General features: G+C 49.8%; 11 protein-coding genes. 6 read left to right on the forward strand and 5 right to left on the reverse strand.

Annotation, left to right across the window (positions count from 1 at the left end):
- The first annotated feature begins 51 nt into the window (after nucleotides 1–51).
- From D3H65_RS01220 to D3H65_RS01240, 5 genes are all read left to right on the forward strand, one after another.
- Nucleotides 52–819 carry a helix-turn-helix transcriptional regulator gene (locus D3H65_RS01220; protein ID WP_119048515.1) on the forward strand — a complete coding sequence of 256 codons (768 nt, stop codon included), beginning with the start codon at nucleotides 52–54 and terminating at the stop codon, nucleotides 817–819.
- Between the two features lie 340 nt (nucleotides 820–1159).
- Complete coding sequence (locus D3H65_RS01225) at nucleotides 1160–1435, forward strand: hypothetical protein (protein ID WP_119048516.1); 276 nt, start codon at nucleotides 1160–1162, stop codon at nucleotides 1433–1435.
- Between the two features lie 182 nt (nucleotides 1436–1617).
- Nucleotides 1618–1989: an ArsR/SmtB family transcription factor gene (locus tag D3H65_RS01230; protein WP_119048517.1), complete on the forward strand. Its 372-nt coding sequence runs from the start codon at nucleotides 1618–1620 to the stop codon at nucleotides 1987–1989.
- A 16-nt stretch (nucleotides 1990–2005) separates the two neighbouring features.
- The gene (locus tag D3H65_RS01235; protein WP_119054342.1) at nucleotides 2006–2470 is read left to right on the forward strand and encodes a VOC family protein; all 465 of its coding nucleotides are present in this window, start codon (nucleotides 2006–2008) and stop codon (nucleotides 2468–2470) included.
- A 24-nt stretch (nucleotides 2471–2494) separates the two neighbouring features.
- Nucleotides 2495–2989, forward strand: a complete 495-nt coding sequence (locus tag D3H65_RS01240; protein ID WP_119048518.1) for an SRPBCC family protein — start codon at nucleotides 2495–2497, stop codon at nucleotides 2987–2989.
- Here D3H65_RS01240 and tamL read toward each other — a convergent pair.
- The 5 genes from tamL to D3H65_RS01265 form a co-directional block, all read right to left on the reverse strand.
- The gene (tamL, locus tag D3H65_RS01245) at nucleotides 2986–5283 is read right to left on the reverse strand and encodes a translocation and assembly module lipoprotein TamL (protein WP_245999656.1); all 2298 of its coding nucleotides are present in this window, start codon (nucleotides 5281–5283) and stop codon (nucleotides 2986–2988) included. The genes D3H65_RS01240 and tamL overlap by 4 nt on opposite strands.
- A 108-nt stretch (nucleotides 5284–5391) precedes the next feature.
- Nucleotides 5392–10491: a translocation/assembly module TamB domain-containing protein gene (locus tag D3H65_RS01250; protein WP_162915337.1), complete on the reverse strand. Its 5100-nt coding sequence runs from the start codon at nucleotides 10489–10491 to the stop codon at nucleotides 5392–5394.
- Nucleotides 10492–10840: 349 nt separating this feature from the next.
- Entirely contained in the window at nucleotides 10841–11326 is a 486-nt protein-coding gene (locus D3H65_RS01255; protein WP_119048520.1) for a CinA family protein, read from the reverse strand.
- 208 nt (nucleotides 11327–11534) lie between these two features.
- A complete protein-coding gene (locus D3H65_RS01260; protein WP_119048521.1) occupies nucleotides 11535–11714 on the reverse strand; it encodes a hypothetical protein in 180 nt (59 codons plus the stop codon).
- A gap of 116 nt (nucleotides 11715–11830) precedes the next feature.
- Complete coding sequence (locus tag D3H65_RS01265) at nucleotides 11831–12262, reverse strand: response regulator (RefSeq protein ID WP_119048522.1); 432 nt, start codon at nucleotides 12260–12262, stop codon at nucleotides 11831–11833.
- A 382-nt stretch (nucleotides 12263–12644) separates the two neighbouring features.
- Between D3H65_RS01265 and D3H65_RS01270 the strand changes: the two genes are divergently transcribed.
- Nucleotides 12645–19100, forward strand: coding sequence for a HAMP domain-containing protein (locus D3H65_RS01270; RefSeq protein WP_119048523.1), 6456 nt, complete (start codon nucleotides 12645–12647; stop codon nucleotides 19098–19100).
- The last annotated feature ends 246 nt before the right edge of the window (nucleotides 19101–19346 follow it).

A 19346-nucleotide genomic window follows, 5' to 3' on the forward strand; every position in this document is an offset into this window, starting at 1 on the left:
GCAGCTCATAGCTCATAGCTCATAGCTGTATTCAGCTTATCTTTACCTTCCATGGAGATCCATTTTCCCATACCCATGTTAAGTCCTTTCATCAAAAACTACCTGGTCATTGAAAGCCAGGAAGGAATCATGAACAGGACCCTGCCCGATACCTCCCTCGTCATGTCTTTCCGGTACAAAGGACAGGTAAGTTTCCTCTCCAATAGTGCTCCCCGCGTTCTCTCTCCTTTTACCCTCACAGGACTTCGTAGATCCGACCGGTTGATCAGCTATGCAAAAGATACTGCCAATATCCTGGTTTTCTTCCGGGAGGCCGCTGCCCATGCTTTCATCAAAGAACCCTTGCATGAACTCTTTGAAGACAGCGTTGCCCTGGATTATTTTACAGGCTATCGGGACCTGTCCGCCCTGGAAGACCAACTGGCTACTGCCCCTGACAATGCGGCGCGTATTGACAGCATTGAACAGTTCTTATTGTCCAGGCTATACAACCACCGGCCCGATCCTATGATCGCCGCAGCCCTGGAAAAAATACACGCAGTAAATGGAATGATCAGGATAAAGGAATTGGCCAAAGGACTTTATATCAGCCAGGATGCTTTTGAAAAACGTTTCCGGCGGTCAGTAGGCGTGACGCCCAAACAATTTGCCTTCATCACCAAAATGAAAAGTGTAGTGGCCCGCGCATTGAACAACCAGTCAATGGCCGACATTGCCTTTGATGCCGGCTATTACGATCAGCCCCATTTCAATAAAGATTTTAAATTGTTTACCGGACAAACGCCTACGGAGTTTATGAAGGCGCCGGTAACCATGTAAATGCAATGTTCTTGATTAAGTAACATTTGTTAGCCTGGGCCTGTCGAAGGCGTCTAAAAGGTGGGTCGCCCTTTCAGGGCGACTCACCCTACGACCGGGATGTGGATATCCTATTATCAGAAAAGCTAATTAAATTAGTATATTTGTGCTAATTTATTTGGCATTACGAGTGCTTTAAGTTGAATAGTGACAGGTAAAACAGGGCTTTGATCGCCTAAACATAGAAACTGTATAAAGTGAATGTTCTAACTAAAAAAGTGAATAGTTCTACATAAAAAAGTATAAAACCTGCATGACTGAAACTTTGATTAATCATTTACTTTGACTAACGCAAATGTACATGGATGAACGATACGGAATAGTAAAGGATTATATTGAGCAAGATAAGATTCTCGAATTCAGGGATATTTTTAAATACTTGCCCAAAACCGTTTTGACCAAAGACTGGGGCTCTAACAATTATCGCGTTACACGCTTTATTGAATACCCCCAGCAATTGTCTATTGAAGAGATTTATGAGATCGCAAGGCTCATCAACGTTCACCCCGATCTGCTCATCAAAATGATCCTGCGCCAGTTCAACAATACAACGGTCAGCACCAAGAAACGCAAATAACGTCTTATACCATTACCTGTCCTTATTCAATACTGTAAGCTAGCTACTTATTACAGTGGATCATAGTACCAAGGAGCCATCCTTTTCCCAGGGATGGTTTTTTTTATGAGAAAATATTTGCGTAAGTGAATACTTACATATACATTTGTAAGCGATTACTTACATAACAAGTACGATATACTATGAGAAGAGACGTATTCCAGGCAATTGCCGACCCCACCCGCAGAGAGATCATTAACCTGGTGGCCTATAATTCCCTGAACCTGAATGCGATTGCAGACAACTTCAATGTGAGCCGCCCTGCTATTTCGCAGCATATCAAGATATTGACGGAGTGCGGGCTCATTGTGATCAGGCAACAGGGGAGGGAGCGTTTTTGTGAAGCACGTTTACAACAACTGGTGGCCGTATCAGACTGGCTGGAACCCTTCCGTAAAAATTGGGAACATAGGTTTGGCGCATTGGATGACCTGCTGTTGCGCATGGATGAGAACGAGGGACCTGCCCCTGCTAAAAAACAAGCACCGAGGAAAAAGGGAAAACCAAATAAATAGTAAAAACAACATGAACATGCAAAAGATCGTCACATTTCTCTGGTTCGATGGCCAGGCCGAAGAAGCAGTGAAGTTTTACATTTCCTTATTCAAGGATTCAAAGATCGTTACCATTGCCCGTTACCCTGATTCAGTACCGGGGTTGGGAGGTAAAGTGCTTACCGCCGTATTTGAGCTCAATGGCCAGCGTTTCATGGCCCTCGATGGAGGTCCGCAATTCAAGTTCAACGAAGCGGTGTCCCTCTTTATCAATTGTGATAACCAGGAAGAGATCGATTATTTCTGGAATAAATTAACAGCCGATGGGGGCAAGGAAGGCAATTGCGGATGGCTGAAAGATAAGTTTGGCCTTTCCTGGCAGGTAGTGCCTGCCCGTATGGGCGAGCTGATGCAGCCCAAAGATCCATCCAAAGGCGGCAGGGCTATACAAGCGCTCATGCAAATGTCGAAGATCAGTATCCAAACACTGGAAGAAGCTTAATTCAAGATACAAATCAGATAAACTATGCCAACAAAAAATCCTACAAAAGTTACTGCCGAACCCGGTACACAGCAAGTGGTCATCACCCGCGAATTTGAAGCACCCAGGGAAAAAGTGTTCAGGGCATTCATTACGCCCGAACTGCTCCTCCAATGGCTGGGGCCGCGTGGTATGAAAATGACCATTGATCACTTCGAACCGAAGGCAGGTGGTTCTTACCGGTATGTTCATACCGATGGCAAAGGCAATAGCTTTGGATTTTACGGTGTTATTCACGAAGTAACAGCCCCCGAAAGGCTGATCCAGACTTTCGAGTTTGAAGGCCTTCCGGAAAAAGGACATGTATCGCTCGATACCGCTTTATTCGAATCCTTACCAAATGGTAGGACAAGGGTAACCATGAAAAGCATCTTTCAATCTGTGGCTGATCGCGATGGGATGGTGAGTTCAGGTATGGAAAAAGGCGTATCCGAGGGGCACGACCGGCTCGATGAGTTGCTGGAGAAGGGGATCGTTTAAAACGGATACCCGATACCCAGGTTCCAGATGAGGTTGTCTTTTCTCCAGGCGCTATTGCCAAACTGTATCTTATCAACTACCCAGCGCTCACCATCAGGCAGCCAGGGCTTGCGCAGCGGAAAAGCCACATCCAGCCGGATGATGAGGATCGTAACGTCCAGGCGCAAGCCCAAACCTGCCCCTACCGCTATTTCTTTCAGGAAAGTTTTACTGAACTGGGCGCCCGGTTTATTGGGATCATTATTGTACAGCCAGATATTGCCGGCATCTACAAAGGCCGCCCCTTCCACAATACTAAACAGTTTGCCGCGTAACTCCGTATTGAGCTCCAGCTTGATATCGCCCGTTTGGTCCTGCACCCCTGTTTGGGTAACATCATAATAAGTGCCAGGCCCCAGACCACGGTTGCGGAAGGCCCGTATACTATTGGTACCGCCACTGAAAAACTGTTTGATATAAGGCAGGGATCTGGAATTGCCATGGGGCAAGCTGGCGCCGATGATGAGGCGGTTGGCCCAGCTGCTTTTGGCGCCCGTTTGCAGGTAATACCGGAGATCGGCTTCTCCCTTTACATATTGCGAAAATACAGCGCCGAATAGCTGGCCCGATTTGCCGCTGTTGCTATCCCCCAGGATCAGGCCTGCCAGGTTGCCCGAAGCATCCAGTGTACCGCTGAAATAGAAGCCCGAAGAATGGGCTTGCTTATCTATCCGGTCATCATACGTAAAATTATATGTGCTGCCGAGTATGAACTGCTTTTCGATGGCTTTTTCCAGCGTAGGGTCAAGCGCCATTTGTGCTTTGTACTCATCGGTTACGTTCAGTGGCTGCACGTAGTTAATGCTGATGGGATTGAATTGGTGTTCCTTATAAAGACTTTCTTTCCAGGCATAACCATAGGAGGCCCTGAATGAATTGAGGGTATACAGCTTGCGCTTGTTCAACATGTCGTACCCTACCAGCATATTGGTTTTGGGTACAAAACCGCCTTTCGGATTGATCTTGAAGAAAGGGATCAGGAACCGGGGAAAGGTCAGCGATCCTTCCAGCCCGATACGGTATACATTATAGCCTTTCTGCGCACTGCTGTATTGCACTTCCGCACCACCTGATGCCGTGATCTTGAGCAATTCACCGGCACGGAACGTATTGCGGTTGCGCCAGGATACAGAAAGATTGGTACCTACCAGGTTATTGCTCTTGGATGTGCCATTCAGTTCAGCACGCAATGATTTCTTGGGATTGGGTGTGAGGTAATAATAAGTGTTCAACTGGGCAAAAGGAGAGGTGGTATCCCGTTCAAACCGGTTCTTCACAAACTTGAATACACCCAGGTTGATCAGGCGGTTCAGTGATAAGTTATGGTCCTTTCGGTTATAAATATCATTGGGTTGGAATTGCATGGCCTGCTCAAACAGGTAAGGCTTATACAGTTTGGCACGATCTACCACTGTATATCCCTTGTACAACTCCCCGCCGCGCCGGGAACTATCGGTGTTGGCATTCAGCCGGAAATTGGTATAGATCACTACATCCTTGATCGTATACATCTCTTTGGCATTCCGGGGCAATCCGGGTTTCAATACCACATACATATTCACCCGGTTATTGCCAATCGTACTGTCGGTTTCAACCATCAGGTATTCAGGATTGAAATAGTAAAAGCCATTGTCCTTTAAATAAGCATCGATGCGTTCACGTTCCAGCTTGATCACATCCAGGCTATACGGCTCGCCCCGCTTCAGTATGGTTTGTTTTTCTGTTTGCCGGATAGTATTGCCAAGAAAACTGCTATCCATTTCATACCGTACGGTATCAATGATGTATTGTTTGCCGGTCTTGACCTTATAGGTAGCTCTTGCTTTTTTATGTTTCACCGTCGTATCACCGGTCACCTCCGCCTGGAAAAAACCTTTGTTCTGCAGGTAGTTTTGTAAAATGTCGGCATTCCGGGTCAGACTAACCTCGCTCAGCAATACCGGTGGTTCTCCTGTTTTATTTTTTAGTTTGCCCCGGAAAGAAGTTTCTGATGTTGGATTACCGGCCAGGTTATATATCCAGAGCTTGAACCGGATGCCCAGGAATTTCCGGTTGGGCCGGGGGCGTGTTAAGGAGGTCAGTTCCGTGGCAAGGGCCTTTCTCTTTTTCTTGCCCAGTCCTTCAGCCTTCACTTTCACGGTGGCGCCCAGGTACAACGCATCATTGGCCGGCAGGTGCTTCGTATTGCTGCAGGAGGCCATCACCACCACAAAGCCAGTCAATAACAGTCCGTATATATATCCTTGTCTTCTCAATGTATGTAGATTCAGTACTTATGTTAAAAGCTGTTAGCGGTTAGGCATTAGCCTTTAGCAATACAGCTAACCGCTAAAGGCTAATAGCTAACAGCTAAAAGCTAATACCTAATTCGTTTTCGGCGGCACCACAGGTGGCTCTTCCTTCTTTCCTTCCCGTTCAAGTCTTTGCTTTTGCCGTTCCAGCCGCCTCGCCTCCCGCTTCTTCGCCGATTCAAATATTTCCCGGAACTTATTATAGTCGATCGTGATCACCAGGCCCACACCCGTCTCTACTATATAACCCTCCAGTATGCCTTCATATTCATTCTTGCGGTATGCCCGCACCATATACCGGCCATCACGGCTCAGTTGGTAATCCAATGATACATTGCCCGCAATATTATTGCTCTGCCGGTTCGTATTCTGCGATCCTTCCAGTTCAAAATTGCTGCCCACGGTTACCTTCAGGCGGTCATTCAACAGTCGTTTCGATACCTCCACATTCAGGTCCGTCCGGTTCCTGAATTCACCGGTACTATAATCCTCTTCCGACTGCACATCAAAATTGATGTCCACGCCTTCTATCAGTCCCGACGCCAGCCGGTTCAGTTGTTCCGTTAAAAGTTTGCTCACGCTCTGCCGGGCAAATCCCTCCGCCGTTAGGCTGCTATTGCCCGTAATGAAGGGATCTTCCCGGATAAACCGGTTCAGCAGCAGCAGCGCAAACACCTGCTTGTTCATTTCTGCCGGTTGCTGCCGCAATTGCTCCAGCTTGGTATTGGAGTTTTCTACGATCGATTTGTCTATCCCGTAATTTTTATCCTCCGGCAGCTTGATGTCAAAAGCGATTTTGGGTTTCATCAGGTCGCCCGTCATGATCAGGTACACTTCAAAGGGCAGTTTTTGCCGGTACGTGTTGCGTGTGCTGGCCGGCATTTGATCCAGCTGACTTTCCACCAGGTCAATGGGTGCCGTATTGGCCACATACATGGCGGTGATGTCTACATCTGCCTTGGTAGGTTCGCCCTGCCAGATGAGGCGGCTGCCTTTTTGAATATCAAATTTGCGTTTCAGGAAATTGAAGGACAGCTCATAACTGCCTTGCTCCAGTTCATAAGTACCCGTCAGCGTTACCTTGCCGCTGGGGTCAATACCGCCGTTGAGGTTGGCTTCGCCTTTCACCCGCAGCAGATCACCATTGCCTTCATCTACGATCAGGTTCAGTTCCGCTTCTTTATCGATGGTAATATTGACCGAAATATCATAGTCCCGGATATCCGTCATGTTGAGGGAGTCAAGTCGGGCATCCACCCATAAGGTATCATTGGCCAGGGAGTCGCGGTCCACAAAACGTACGATCCCTTCCCGGTCCTGTACACCCGGGTCTTCCTGCGGCAATACCACCGTGAGTTTGGTTTTTTCATTCACCTTCAGCGATCCGTCTACTACCGGGTGCAGTTCTGTGCCTTTGATCGAAAGCCGGCTGTTCAGGTACAGCTGACCATAATACAGGTTATTGTCTTTCTTGGTACTGTTCAGCGCCTGAAAATTGCGCGCATTGAATACCAGGTCAAACTTATAATTGCTGAAGTTCGTAGTATAGGCCGTCCCATCCAGTTCCGCCGTATTGTTGGCCGAATCCCGGATCGTGAACTTGTCAAATACCACCCCTTCATTCGTGATGCTTATTTTCTCCTGGTCTATTTTCAGCGCCGTGCTCAGCGCAGCCGGCGTCAGTATCGCTTTGTTGAAATTCAGTTCCCCGTTTACCGAAGGTTTATCCATCGTGCCAGTAATGGCAAACTGTCCATTCACCGTACCTGATGCTTTCTTGATGCTGCCCATGCTCACCCCCTCCAGGGTGTTGAGTTGTAATTGCCGCACCGCTACATTAAAGTCAAAGGAACTTACATCTGCTACTTTGTATACCCCTTTCACACCTACATCATTACCGCGTCCCGTCAGCGTAATATCCGCATCATAATTATCCGTCACTTTATTGTTCACCACCGCATGCAGGTCACCCAGCGTATCTTTATTTACACTAAGGTTATTGACCGTAAGATCACCCACAAACACAGGCGCCTTCGTAATATTGGTGAAGCTGATATTACCATTCAGTTCTCCATCTGCCAGCAGCGAATCTTTCTGGATAAAACTAGCCAGTGTGGCGATCCTGAACCTGGAGAACTCAACCCCTAAAGGTTGTCCCTGTTGATCTTCTCTTGTCTGGATCGTCAGCCGCTGGTCCATAAAGCTCAGCCAGAAGTTACGGGCCGTAATATTGGTAGAGTCTATCCTGATCACATTGTCATTGCTAGCCAGCCAGGGCTGGTAGTTCAGCATCAGCGAATCGGGCCGCATGGAAAACTCATACACCCCTTTAGTGGGCTGCGACAACAGCCCTTCCAGGTGATACTTGTCTTTGCCATTCACATCCGTCGTGTTCAACGCAAAGTTGATCTTGTTGTCAGCCAGGTTGGCCCTTAAGGAAGCACCATATACATTTAAGGATTGCCCCACCTTAACGCCATCGATCGTGACCACGGCCTGCAAGCGCTCTTCATTTGTATTGGCCGTCAGCGCCAGGTTACTGATCTCATTGGCGCCATAGATCACCAGCGGCGCTTTCAGCGAGGCATTCAATCCGCCATTGCTGGTAAAATGTCCTGTCAGTAGCACGGGCTCCATCTTTTTCAGGTCGGGCACAAATCCCTGTAGCAGGGGTTTATTGATCAACGTGGCATTTACCCTGAAATCATAGGGTGGGAGTGCGGTGAGTGAATCCGTCGTATTGGAAAAATACTTTTGCACCGACCGCTGTACCACCGTACCCAGTTCGGTGAGCCGGTACTGTCCCCACAGTTGTGCCGTGAGTACTTCACTGTTCAGGCGGATCACCTTACCGGAATCAGTAATGTCAGCGACTACCTCCACGCTATCTGTTTCGATCCGTTTTTCACCCATCACCAGCAGGTTCTTACTCACCAGCAGGCGTCCTTTCAAACTATCTATGTTCAGGATGGGGAAGTCTGCGTCTATATTGCCCCGGTAAAGAATAGCGTCCTCTGTCAGGTGCAATGCTTTGGTATTGATGCTGTCGATCACTGCATGCAGTTTGATGGCGGGATAAGTACTGGCTACACTGCCCGATGCATCGAGGGAGAAATGAATGGGATCATTTTGAATGCCGGCTTGCACCGTAAATTGTTGTTGCGCCATATGGCCGTTCACTTTGAAGTCACGGTACGTATAGCCTTTGTATTCCGCTACGGCTATTTTTCCATTAACCGTAGCATCCATTGTTTTGGGTACACGGCCCTTGCCTTTGGCGCTTACCTCCATCGTCAGCAATCCCAGGTCGGGTTGTTGCAGCAACTGCTTCAGATCGAAAGAGCGGGTGGTTACCACCGCATCATACCCGATATTATTGGAATCGGCAGGGTTCTGCACGGTACCTTTAAAAGTAGCCGTGCCCAACGTGGTATTGAGCAGCAGATCGGCGAAGAGATTTTTTTCTGTACCATTCACCTTACCGCTCAGGTTGAATTGCGAAGGGATCGTAATAGTAGCGGGGATCGTACCGGCAGGCAATAGCATCCGCACATCTTTGGCGCTGCTGCTGATGTCTTTGATCACCAGGTTGGCCTGCAGCTGTTTCATGTCCGGCAGGCCTTTGATATAGCCAGCCATCTCCACATTCGTTTGCTGTAAGCCTTTCACACGAAAGGATGCAATACGCAAGTCCTTCACCGATCCGCTCACCCGGCTGTTGATATACCAGGTCGCATTGGGATTGGCAAAAGCGGGTTGCGCATGCAGGTCAGGTGCAAACGTAAGGATATCCTTTACCTGCACCTTGCTGTTCTGCACATCCATATCCAGTTGCAGCAGACTGATATTCTTTTGTAAAGCTTCCAGGGAAGGATAACTTACATCCACACTTCTTTCCAGCCGGGTGCCCGGCGTTTCCACCAGCAGGTCGTGCAGGTAAGCACCTTTGGCGGTATATTGAAAACTGGTTTGCAGTTGTTGCAGCTTGAAACCCGATTGTTCGGTAAAGCTGCCTGCTTCAATTTGCCCGCTGATCGTGTCCGTGCTGTAGTGGATATCCCTGGCCCCAAACTGCAGGTCTTGCAGGTCCAGGTGCGCATAGTCCATACCGGCTTTCGCTTTGGGTGCATTGTCATCATCCATCCGGAAAGCGGTTTTCTCCAGTTGGAGTTGTCCCACCGTCACCAGCCAGCCGGCATCCGCCTGCGCCTTCACTTCCTGTTTTATTTCTTTCACCACCACTTTGGCCGCCGGCTTCTTGCCCATGCGTACCGTGGCTGTGGTATTGTTCAGATTCACCTCATCCAGCCGTACGATGCGTTTGGTCAGGTCCAGCTGCCGCATGTCTACCGTCAGTTCGCCCAGTTGGAGATTGGTATAAAAAGCGCTCACATCATTGCCATAATCGAGGGCGCAATCTTCCAGCGCTATTTGTTTAAAGGATAATTGCAGGTCTGTGCCCGCAGCGGCATCTGCACTGTCTGTGGCCGGCGATTCTTCGTTCACCAGTGGTTTACGCTGGTAAATACGGGCCCTTAAACCACTTAGCCTGGTAGCGGGCACAGAAAAGATAGAGTGGGTGGGGTCAAACACATCAATGCGCGTATCCAGGTGACCTACATATACCGCCATATCGTTGCCCGTCACCACATCATTGTAGCGGGCCTGCACTTTATCCAGTACCACATGTTTGATCGCCATCTTCATGCTGCTCGTATCCGTAGAAGGAGCGGAGGGTTCTTTGGGGGCAAAAGCATCTACAATAAACTGGAAATTGAACGTGGTATCCGGCAGGGTCCGCTTAATATGGGCGGTAATGCCTTCCAGGTTCACCTCATTCACCAGCAATTCACTTTTGAACAAGCGCCACAGGTTTACGTCAAACTTCATGCGGCCGCCATAGAACAGCGTATCCTTTTGCCGGTCCTCGAGGTAAATGCCTTCCAGTACGATCTTTTTGGGAAAACCGATATACAACTTGCCTACGGCCACTTTCGTTTGGAGCTTCTTTTCCAGCCAGCTCACCGCCTTACCCCGGAGGAAGTTTTGAACAGGGGGCGTTTGTATCAGTACCAGCAACAGGATCAATACGCCCAGGATGACCAGGATCGTCTTGAGAACGATCCGCCCGATCTTTTTGAGTTTAGCAGGCACAGTGGTCGGTTGTTTCAAAATAAATCTTGCATTTATTTGTAATACTATCAGTTATGCGAAAAGGCTCCTTTGTATAATTCAAAAAGCAAGCCTTTTTTACCTGGCCGTATTTGTATGATGGAAACTAAGAAACGGGGAGATCGCTCTACAAATTAACGAAATCTGTCGTTTGACGAGGGAAGAAAATAGAATGTAGAATACAGAATCCAGCATACAGAAGCGGGCGACCAGGGTCTGAAGTCAGGTCTTAGTCTGCGGTCAGAAGCCGGAATTGGAAGTAAGGAGCCCGTAGGCTAGCAAGCAGCAACCAGCATGCTGCCATTCTGTATTCTTCTGTATTCTGTATTCTGAATTCTGTATTCTGTTCTCAACTCCTTTCCAAACACCCTTCCAGTATCCTCAGCACCTGCTCCGCATAATCTACCTGCACAGCAGGGGCGGCGCCGGCGCTGGAATTGATCTTTTCGAGGGTAAGTACCTCTCCTTTATAGGTGGCGGCTACATAAGCAAAGATGTCATGAATGCCTTTTTCAGGCAAGGGAGCTGCATAGCCGGTGATGGCAATGCCATAATCACTCATGAATAATTTTTGAACGCCGATGCTCATTTGCAGGGCTACTTTAGCTGATACGCAATTGCTGAATTCGGCTTCGATGGGATCGATGTGGAGATGTTTGCATTTCTGCCCCAGGTTGTAAGTAGTGATGCCGCCCTGGAAAAAGAAAGAAGCTTCTTCTGCAGAAGAGAGGATGGCTTGTACATAACCGGCTGTTACACTCTCTGCTACGGCAATCGTTTCGTGCCGGGCAGCCAGCAAAGCGCGGATGGTATTGGCTTTGTTTTCAAATAGCATGGCAGTGGTTAATCAAAGTGACAGGTCAAAATATGAAAAGCTCGTTGCTCCTAACGGCTGTCAGGCCCTTGTAGCTTCGTTATCTTGGTTGCCCTGGAAGAAAGAAAAGCGGAGGAGTAACTGTATTACTTACCGACTTCCAGACTTCTCCGGCTTTCGCGCTTTTCCCGTAAAGGTTAATGATCAATGAACGATGGTATAAAGAGTATCAGGTTTTCTTCCGTTGTTGCTTATTGTGGTGGGGCTTTTTGTTGTGGGTAACATCATTCCCTTTGAAATCCTGCTCCTCATTTTTCCGGCTGTCAAGGTTGTCCCTGATCTCCGGTTTCGGGATCGTATGGTGCCCCTGTTTACTTTGCTTTGTAGTTTGACTGCGTGTGGTTTTCATATGTGCGGTTTTCAACGATCAGTAAAAAGATAATGCCAGTCTTGCCGCTGTACTCCCGTCTCCAAACGCTTAACGCTCACCTCTAAGCTCCCGACTCATAACTCCCAACGCTGCTCTCAACTCTGTACTTCCTCCTCCTGTATCCCCTTCCCTTCCTTGCCGATCTTGTGGAACCACCAGGCTATCTGCTGGCATTCTGTAAAAGTGGCCGGCTTCGTAATATAGGCAGCGGCGCCAATTTCCTTGCAACGCGTGCGTTCAAGGTCATTAATGGAAGTGGAATAAATAATAACAGGTATATCCTGGTACAGCGGATGTTGCTTCAGGTAGGACAGCGTTTCCCGGCCATTCATCCGGGGCATGTTCAGGTCCATCACGATGAGCGAGGGCAATTCATGGGGTGGCAGCTGGTTCAGCAATTCAATGGCCGATTCCCCGTTGTCCGCAAACCGCAGGGTATCTCCAATACCATTATCGCTGAATGCTTCCTGCATCAGAAATTGGTCTTCCGAATCATCATCCACCAGCAATATTGTTTTCTCTACCATACGTACAGTTTAGATCCGCCTTCCCGCCTCAAGACTTCCAACTCTCGGCTCAGGACTCCCAACTCCGGACTCAAGACGCTCCACTCGCGACTCCGACTTCCTACTTTATCACAACTCACATGCCCGTTTTTATGGCCCGTCTCCGGAAACCAATGGCATAGCCTTTTATATACACATTATGCCTGGGCCTTAAAAACGGATAGCTGAAAACAGCCATGTATGTTTTTGCCCAAATTGTGTAATTTTTCCCCAATTTGGGGAACTCTGTTTAATGAAATATGCGTAACATACGCTGCAAACCAATACAGGCACCAACCCTTCATTTCCCGGAAATGTGGCATGATTTCTTATTTGATATAGCTTCTTATATTAAACATTTACTATGACCCGCCCAAAAACTAAGGCCATTCGCCCATCGGATGGAGATCGTGCTGCCACCGCCAAAGCCAATGGATTACCCAAAAAAAGGTCGTCTTCTGCAAACAAAAATGCCCGGCCGCCTCAGGTCGGGTATGATGATCCCCATTTGCAGCAGGCATCAGGTCAGCTCGATCTGCGTGAACTACTGCATGTACTCACCGAAATGAAGAACGGGAATTTCAATGTGCGCATGCCCATTGATGAGGTAGGGCTCAACGGAAAGATTTGCGATACCCTCAACGATATCATCTCTCTCAATGAGAAAATGATGCAGGAGTTTACCCGCGCCGGTAATACCATCGGTAAGCAGGGTAAGCTCACCCAACGTATAGAAGTACCCCATGCCAAAGGCGCCTGGAGTACCGGCGTAGACTCACTCAATACACTTATCTCCGACCTGGTGCACCCCACCATTGAGATTGCCCATGTGATCAGCCTCGTGGCCAAGGGCAACCTCTCCCAGGAAATGCCCCTCGAGATCGGCGGTCACCTCCTGCAGGGCGAATTTGCCCGCATCGCCAAAGAGGTAAACGACATGGTGAAGCAGCTCAACCTCTTCTCCATCGAAGTTACCCGCGTGGCGCGGGAAGTAGGGTCAGAAGGTAAACTGGGCGGTCAGGCCAAGGTAAAAGGCGTAGGTGGTGTGTGGAAAGACCTCACCGATTCGGTAAACCAAATGGCCAGTAACCTCACCGGTCAGGTGCGCAACATCGCCGAGGTAACCACCGCAGTGGCAAAAGGCGACCTTTCCAAAAAGATCACTGTGGATGTAAAAGGAGAGATCCTGGAGCTCAAGAATACCATCAATACCATGGTGGATCAGCTCAACTCCTTCTCTTCCGAAGTTACCCGGGTGGCCCTCGAAGTAGGTACCGAAGGTAAACTGGGCGGCCAGGCCCAGGTAAAAGGCGTAGCCGGTACCTGGAAAGACTTAACAGACTCCGTAAACCAGATGGCCTCCAACCTTACCGGCCAGGTGCGCAACATTGCTGAGGTGACCACTGCCGTGGCCAAGGGCGACTTATCGCGTCAGATCACGGTGGATGTAAAAGGAGAGATCCTCGAATTGAAGAATACCATCAACACCATGGTGGACCAGCTCAACTCCTTCTCTGCCGAAGTAACGCGCGTGGCGCGGGAAGTAGGTTCCGAAGGAAAGCTAGGCGGTCAGGCCAAGGTAAAAGGCGTAGGTGGTGTATGGAAAGACCTCACCGATTCCGTAAACCAGATGGCCTCCAACCTCACCGGCCAGGTGCGTAACATTGCCGAAGTAACGACCGCCGTGGCGCGGGGCGACCTGGGCCGTAAGATCACCGTGGATGTGAAAGGAGAGATCCTGGAATTGAAGAATACCATCAACACCATGGTGGACCAGCTCAACTCCTTCTCTTCCGAAGTGACCCGGGTGGCCCTCGAAGTAGGTACCGAAGGTAAGCTCGGCGGCCAGGCCCAGGTAAAAGGCGTGGCCGGTACCTGGAAGGACTTGACGGACTCGGTAAACGGGATGGCCTCTAACCTTACCGGTCAGGTGCGCAACATCGCGGAAGTGACTACCGCCGTGGCCAAGGGCGACTTATCGCGTAAGATCACCGTGGACGTAAAAGGAGAGATCCTCGAATTGAAGAATACCATCAACACCATGGTGGACCAGCTCAACTCATTTGGTTCCGAAGTAACCCGCGTGGCGCGGGAAGTAGGATCGGAAGGTAAGCTGGGCGGCCAGGCGGCAGTACCCGGCGTAGGCGGTACCTGGAAAGACCTGACCGACTCGGTAAACATCATGGCCGGTAACCTCACCTCCCAGGTGCGCAACATTGCGGAAGTAACCACCGCCGTGGCTACCGGTGACCTTTCCCGTAAGATCGATGTGGACGTTAAAGGAGAGATCCTCGAATTGAAGAATACCATCAATACCATGGTGGACCAGCTTCGCGGCTTCGCTTCCGAAGTAACCCGGGTGGCGCGTGAAGTAGGATCGGAAGGTAAACTGGGTGGTCAGGCCACCGTAGAAGGAGTAGGGGGTGTATGGAAAGACCTGACAGACTCCGTAAACGGAATGGCCTCTAACCTTACCGGTCAGGTGCGGAATATTGCCGAAGTAACCACTGCCGTAGCGAAAGGTGACCTTAGCCGTAAGATCACGGTGGACGTAAAAGGAGAGATCCTCGAATTGAAGAATACCATCAATACCATGGTGGACCAGCTCAACTCATTCGGGTCTGAAGTAACGCGCGTGGCGCGGGAAGTAGGTTCCGAAGGTAAGCTGGGCGGTCAGGCCGATGTACCCGGCGTAGGCGGTACCTGGAAAGATTTAACCGACTCTGTAAATAAAATGGCCTCCAACCTTACCTCCCAGGTGCGCAACATTGCCGAGGTAACCACCGCCGTGGCCAATGGCGACTTGTCGCGTAAGATCGGCGTGGATGTAAAAGGCGAGATCCTGGAGTTGAAGAATACCATCAACACCATGGTGGACCAGCTGCGGGGCTTCGCGTCAGAAGTAACGCGCGTGGCGCGTGAGGTGGGTACCGAAGGTAAACTGGGTGGCCAGGCCAATGTACCCGGTGTGGCAGGTACCTGGAAGGATCTGACCGACTCCGTAAACCAGATGGCGGGCAACCTCACCGCCCAGGTGCGCAACATCGCCGAGGTGGCCATCGCCGTGGCGAACGGGGATATGTCGAAAAAGATCACCGTGGACGTACGCGGGGAGATCCTTCAATTGAAAGAAACCCTCAATACCATGGTGGACCAGCTGCGCGCCTTCGCCTCCGAAGTAACGCGGGTGGCGCGTGAGGTAGGTACTGATGGTAAGCTGGGTGGACAGGCCTTCGTGCCAGGCGTAGCCGGTACCTGGAAGGACCTGACCGACTCCGTAAACCAGATGACCGGTAACCTCACCGCCCAGGTGCGCAACATCGCTGAAGTAACAAAAGCGGTGGCTTCCGGTGACCTGAGTAAAACCGTACAGATCGACGTAAAGGGTGAGATCCTCGACCTCAAGAATACCATCAATACCATGGTGGAGCAGTTGAACTCCTTCGCCTTTGAGGTTACCCGCGTGGCGCGTGAGGTAGGTACGGAAGGTAAACTGGGCGGCCAGGCCGAAGTACGCGGCGTGGCCGGTACCTGGAAAGACCTTACCGATAATGTGAACATGATGGCCTCCAACCTCACCAACCAGGTGCGCGGTATTGCCAAGGTAGTAACGGCCGTGGCTACCGGTAACCTCAAACAGAAACTATCCATTGTATCCCGTGGTGAAGTTGCACAGCTGACGGATACCTTCAATGAGATGATCGATACCCTGGCCGTATTTGCCGACCAGGTAACCACCGTGGCCCGTGAGGTGGGGGTGGAAGGACGATTGGGGGGACAGGCCAGTGTACCGGGCGCTTCCGGTATCTGGAAAAACCTCACGGAAAACGTAAACCAGCTGGCGCAGAACCTTACTACCCAGGTGCGTTCTATCTCCGAAGTAGCCAGCGCGGTAACAAAAGGTGACCTTACCCGTACCATCCGCGTAGAAGCCAAAGGAGAAGTGGAAGCCTTGAAGGATACCATCAACCAAATGATCAACAACCTCAAGGAAACTACCTTGCGCAACCAGGAGCAGGACTGGCTCAAATCCAACCTGGCCAAGTTTGGCCAGATGCTGCAGGGACAAAAAGACCTGAAGACAGTAACCCAGCGTATCCTCTCCGAGCTGGCGCAGGTGGTAACCGCCCACTACGGCGCCTTCTATATCCTTACACAGGAGGAAGATACCCAGCATGCCATGCTCAACCTGTTTGCCGCCTATGGTTATAAGACCGATAAGAACATTCCCACCGAGTTTGCCATTGGTGAAGGCCTGGTAGGCCAGGTGGCCTTTGAAAAAGAAAGGATCATCCTCTCCAATGTACCGGGCAATTATATCAAGATCAGCTCCGGGCTGGGGCGCGCCAAACCGGCCAACCTCATCATCCTGCCCGTATTGTTTGAGAACAAAGTGAAAGCCGTTATTGAACTGGCCTCGCTCGATGTCTTCAGCGAAACGCACCTCGACTTCCTCAGCCAGCTTACCGAAAGTATCGGTATCGTGTTGAACACCATCGAGGCCAATACCCGCACAGCCGAGCTGCTTACCCAGTCACAATCACTGGCCGGTGAGTTGAAAATACAACAGGAAGAGTTGAGAAGGACCAACGATGAATTACAGGACAAAGCCCTGCTGCTCGTAAAACAGAAGAACGAAGTGGAAGCCAAGAACAAGGAAGTGGAAGAGGCCCGCCGTTCACTCGAAGAAAAAGCAGAACAGCTTACCCTCACCTCCAAGTACAAGTCCGAGTTCCTGGCCAATATGTCGCACGAGCTGCGTACGCCGCTGAATAGTTTGCTCATCCTTGCCCAGCAATTGTATGAGAATGCAGAAGGCAACCTTTCCGATAAGCAAATACGGTATGCCCGCACCATTCACTCCTGTGGTGATGACCTCATACAACTGATCAATGATATCCTCGATCTGTCGAAGATCGAATCCGGTTTCATTACCGCCAATATGGGCTCTGTACGGTTTTCCGAGATCGCCGGTTTTGTGGAAACTACTTTCAAACCCATTTCAGAAGCCAGGCACCTGCGGTTTACCATCGAGACAGATACCAACCTGCCCGATGCCATGGAGACCGACTTGCAGCGCTTGAACCAGATCTTAAAGAACCTCTTGTCCAACTCCTTCAAGTTTACCGAAAAAGGCGAAGTAAAACTGCGCATCTACGAAGCGAAGAAGAACTGGAAACAAGGTACCCCCAGTCTCGACCATGCTGCCCGTGTGGTGGCCTTTGCCATTACCGATACCGGTATCGGCATCCCCCAGGAAAAGCAGAACATCATCTTCGAAGCCTTCCAGCAGGCCGAAGGGTCTACCAGCCGTAAATACGGCGGTACCGGTTTGGGATTGTCTATCAGCCGCGGTTTGGCCGAACTGTTAGGCGGCACCATCGAGCTGGAAAGCCAGCCTTCTTTCGGCAGTACCTTCACCCTCTTCCTGCCCGTAGATGCCGTAGCCGGTATGATCCCCAAAGAGGATGGCCTCTCTGCCTATCGCCAGTATCAGCTGGGAGGCGATAGCGGCGAGATTGATACCCTCATCAATTCCATCCGGGCTACTTCCGAAAGCAAGGAAGCCCAGGGTATGCACAGCATGGTGAATGAAATGATCAATGAAACAGGCGACGACCGCAACCTTATCCAGCCCAACGACAAGGTCATATTGATCGTGGAAGATGACCTGCGTTTTGGCAAGATCATCATCGACAAAGCCCATGAGCTGGGCCTCAAAGCCATCGTGGCCACCAATTATATTGAGGTATTTGATTTCATCAACCGCTTTCTGCCTATTGCCATTACACTCGATGTGAAGTTGCCCGATACCAGTGGCTGGAAGGTGCTCGACCTCCTGCGCAATGACCTCAACTACCGTCATATTCCCATCCACCTCATTTCCGGCGAAGAGAACAAAGAGCTGGCCCTCAAGCGGGGCGCCCGCAGCTTCCTGCTGAAGCCCCTGGACAATGATGTACTGAATGAGTTGTTTGAAGATATCATGACCTTCAACAGCAAAGAAGTGAAGAAAGTGCTGGTGGTGGAAGACAATGAGATCGATTCCTCACAGATCGTAAAAATACTCATTGCCGATAACATGGATGTCACCCTGGCCGATACGGGCAGGGAAGCCATAGCCCAGATCGAGGATAAAGGAAATGATTTTGATTGTATCATCCTGGACTATACATTGCCCGATATTTCAGGTACGGACATTGTGAACAAAGTGGCGGAAAATAAACAGAAGCATACCCCTGTGATCATCTACTCCGGAAAAGATTTTGGTAAGAAAGAATTGCAGCACTTGCACCGCACCTCCAATACCATCATCCTCAAAGGCGTTAATTCACTGGAGCACCTGCTCGAAGAGACCGTGTTGCACCTCCACATCAATCACAAAGACCTGCCGCAGGACAAGAAAAGGGTTATTGAGAACATACGGATGAAAGAAGATATCCTCACCGGTAAGAATATATTGGTGGTGGATGATGATGTAAGAAACCTGTTTGCCCTCACCACCGTATTTGAAAGGTACAATATCAATGTGATCACCGCCGAGAGTGGAAAGGATGCCATCAACATTATTCGCGATGAAAGCCCGAAGATCGACATGGTGCTGATGGACATCATGATGCCTGAAATGGATGGCTATGAGACCACCCAGAAGATCAGGCGCGAGCACAAGAACAGTACCTTGCCCATCATTGCCGTGACTGCCAAGGCCATGAAGGGTGACCGGCAGAAATGTATCGAAGCAGGCGCTTCCGATTATATCACCAAGCCGCTAAAGATCGATCAGTTATTATCTTTGATGCGCGTGTGGTTTTATAAATAAGCTGTGAGCTGTGAGCCAATACAAGCCGTGAGCTATGAGCTGCGAGCGAAATACATTTGAAGAATTTTCGACGCAAGCGCTTGAAGCAAAAGGCTCGTAGCTCGTAGCGCGCAGCTGTTCCGTAGCTGACTGTTCAACGCTCGTAGCTCGTAGCTCGTAGCTCGCCGCTCGCAGCTTGAAAAGCGAACACGATTAGAACAACGATCCTTATCCCTTGTCCTAACATTATTAAATAGAAATTCAAAC

The organism is Paraflavitalea soli, from assembly GCF_003555545.1.
Taxonomy (GTDB): domain Bacteria; phylum Bacteroidota; class Bacteroidia; order Chitinophagales; family Chitinophagaceae; genus Paraflavitalea; species Paraflavitalea soli.

Bases quoted from the DNA above. Each gene is read 5' to 3' on its own strand.
- D3H65_RS01260 (WP_119048521.1), bottom strand. From the start codon at position 11,714: ATGAAAACCACACGCAGTCAAACTACAAAGCAAAGTAAACAGGGGCAC.
- D3H65_RS01255 (WP_119048520.1), bottom strand. From the start codon at position 11,326: ATGCTATTTGAAAACAAAGCCAATACCATCCGCGCTTTGCTGGCTGCC.
- D3H65_RS01230 (WP_119048517.1), top strand. From the start codon at position 1,618: ATGAGAAGAGACGTATTCCAGGCAATTGCCGACCCCACCCGCAGAGAG.
- D3H65_RS01220 (WP_119048515.1), top strand. From the start codon at position 52: ATGGAGATCCATTTTCCCATACCCATGTTAAGTCCTTTCATCAAAAAC.
- D3H65_RS01240 (WP_119048518.1), top strand. From the start codon at position 2,495: ATGCCAACAAAAAATCCTACAAAAGTTACTGCCGAACCCGGTACACAG.
- D3H65_RS01265 (WP_119048522.1), bottom strand. From the start codon at position 12,262: ATGGTAGAGAAAACAATATTGCTGGTGGATGATGATTCGGAAGACCAA.
- D3H65_RS01235 (WP_119054342.1), top strand. From the start codon at position 2,006: ATGCAAAAGATCGTCACATTTCTCTGGTTCGATGGCCAGGCCGAAGAA.
- D3H65_RS01270 (WP_119048523.1), top strand. From the start codon at position 12,645: ATGACCCGCCCAAAAACTAAGGCCATTCGCCCATCGGATGGAGATCGT.
- D3H65_RS01225 (WP_119048516.1), top strand. From the start codon at position 1,160: ATGGATGAACGATACGGAATAGTAAAGGATTATATTGAGCAAGATAAG.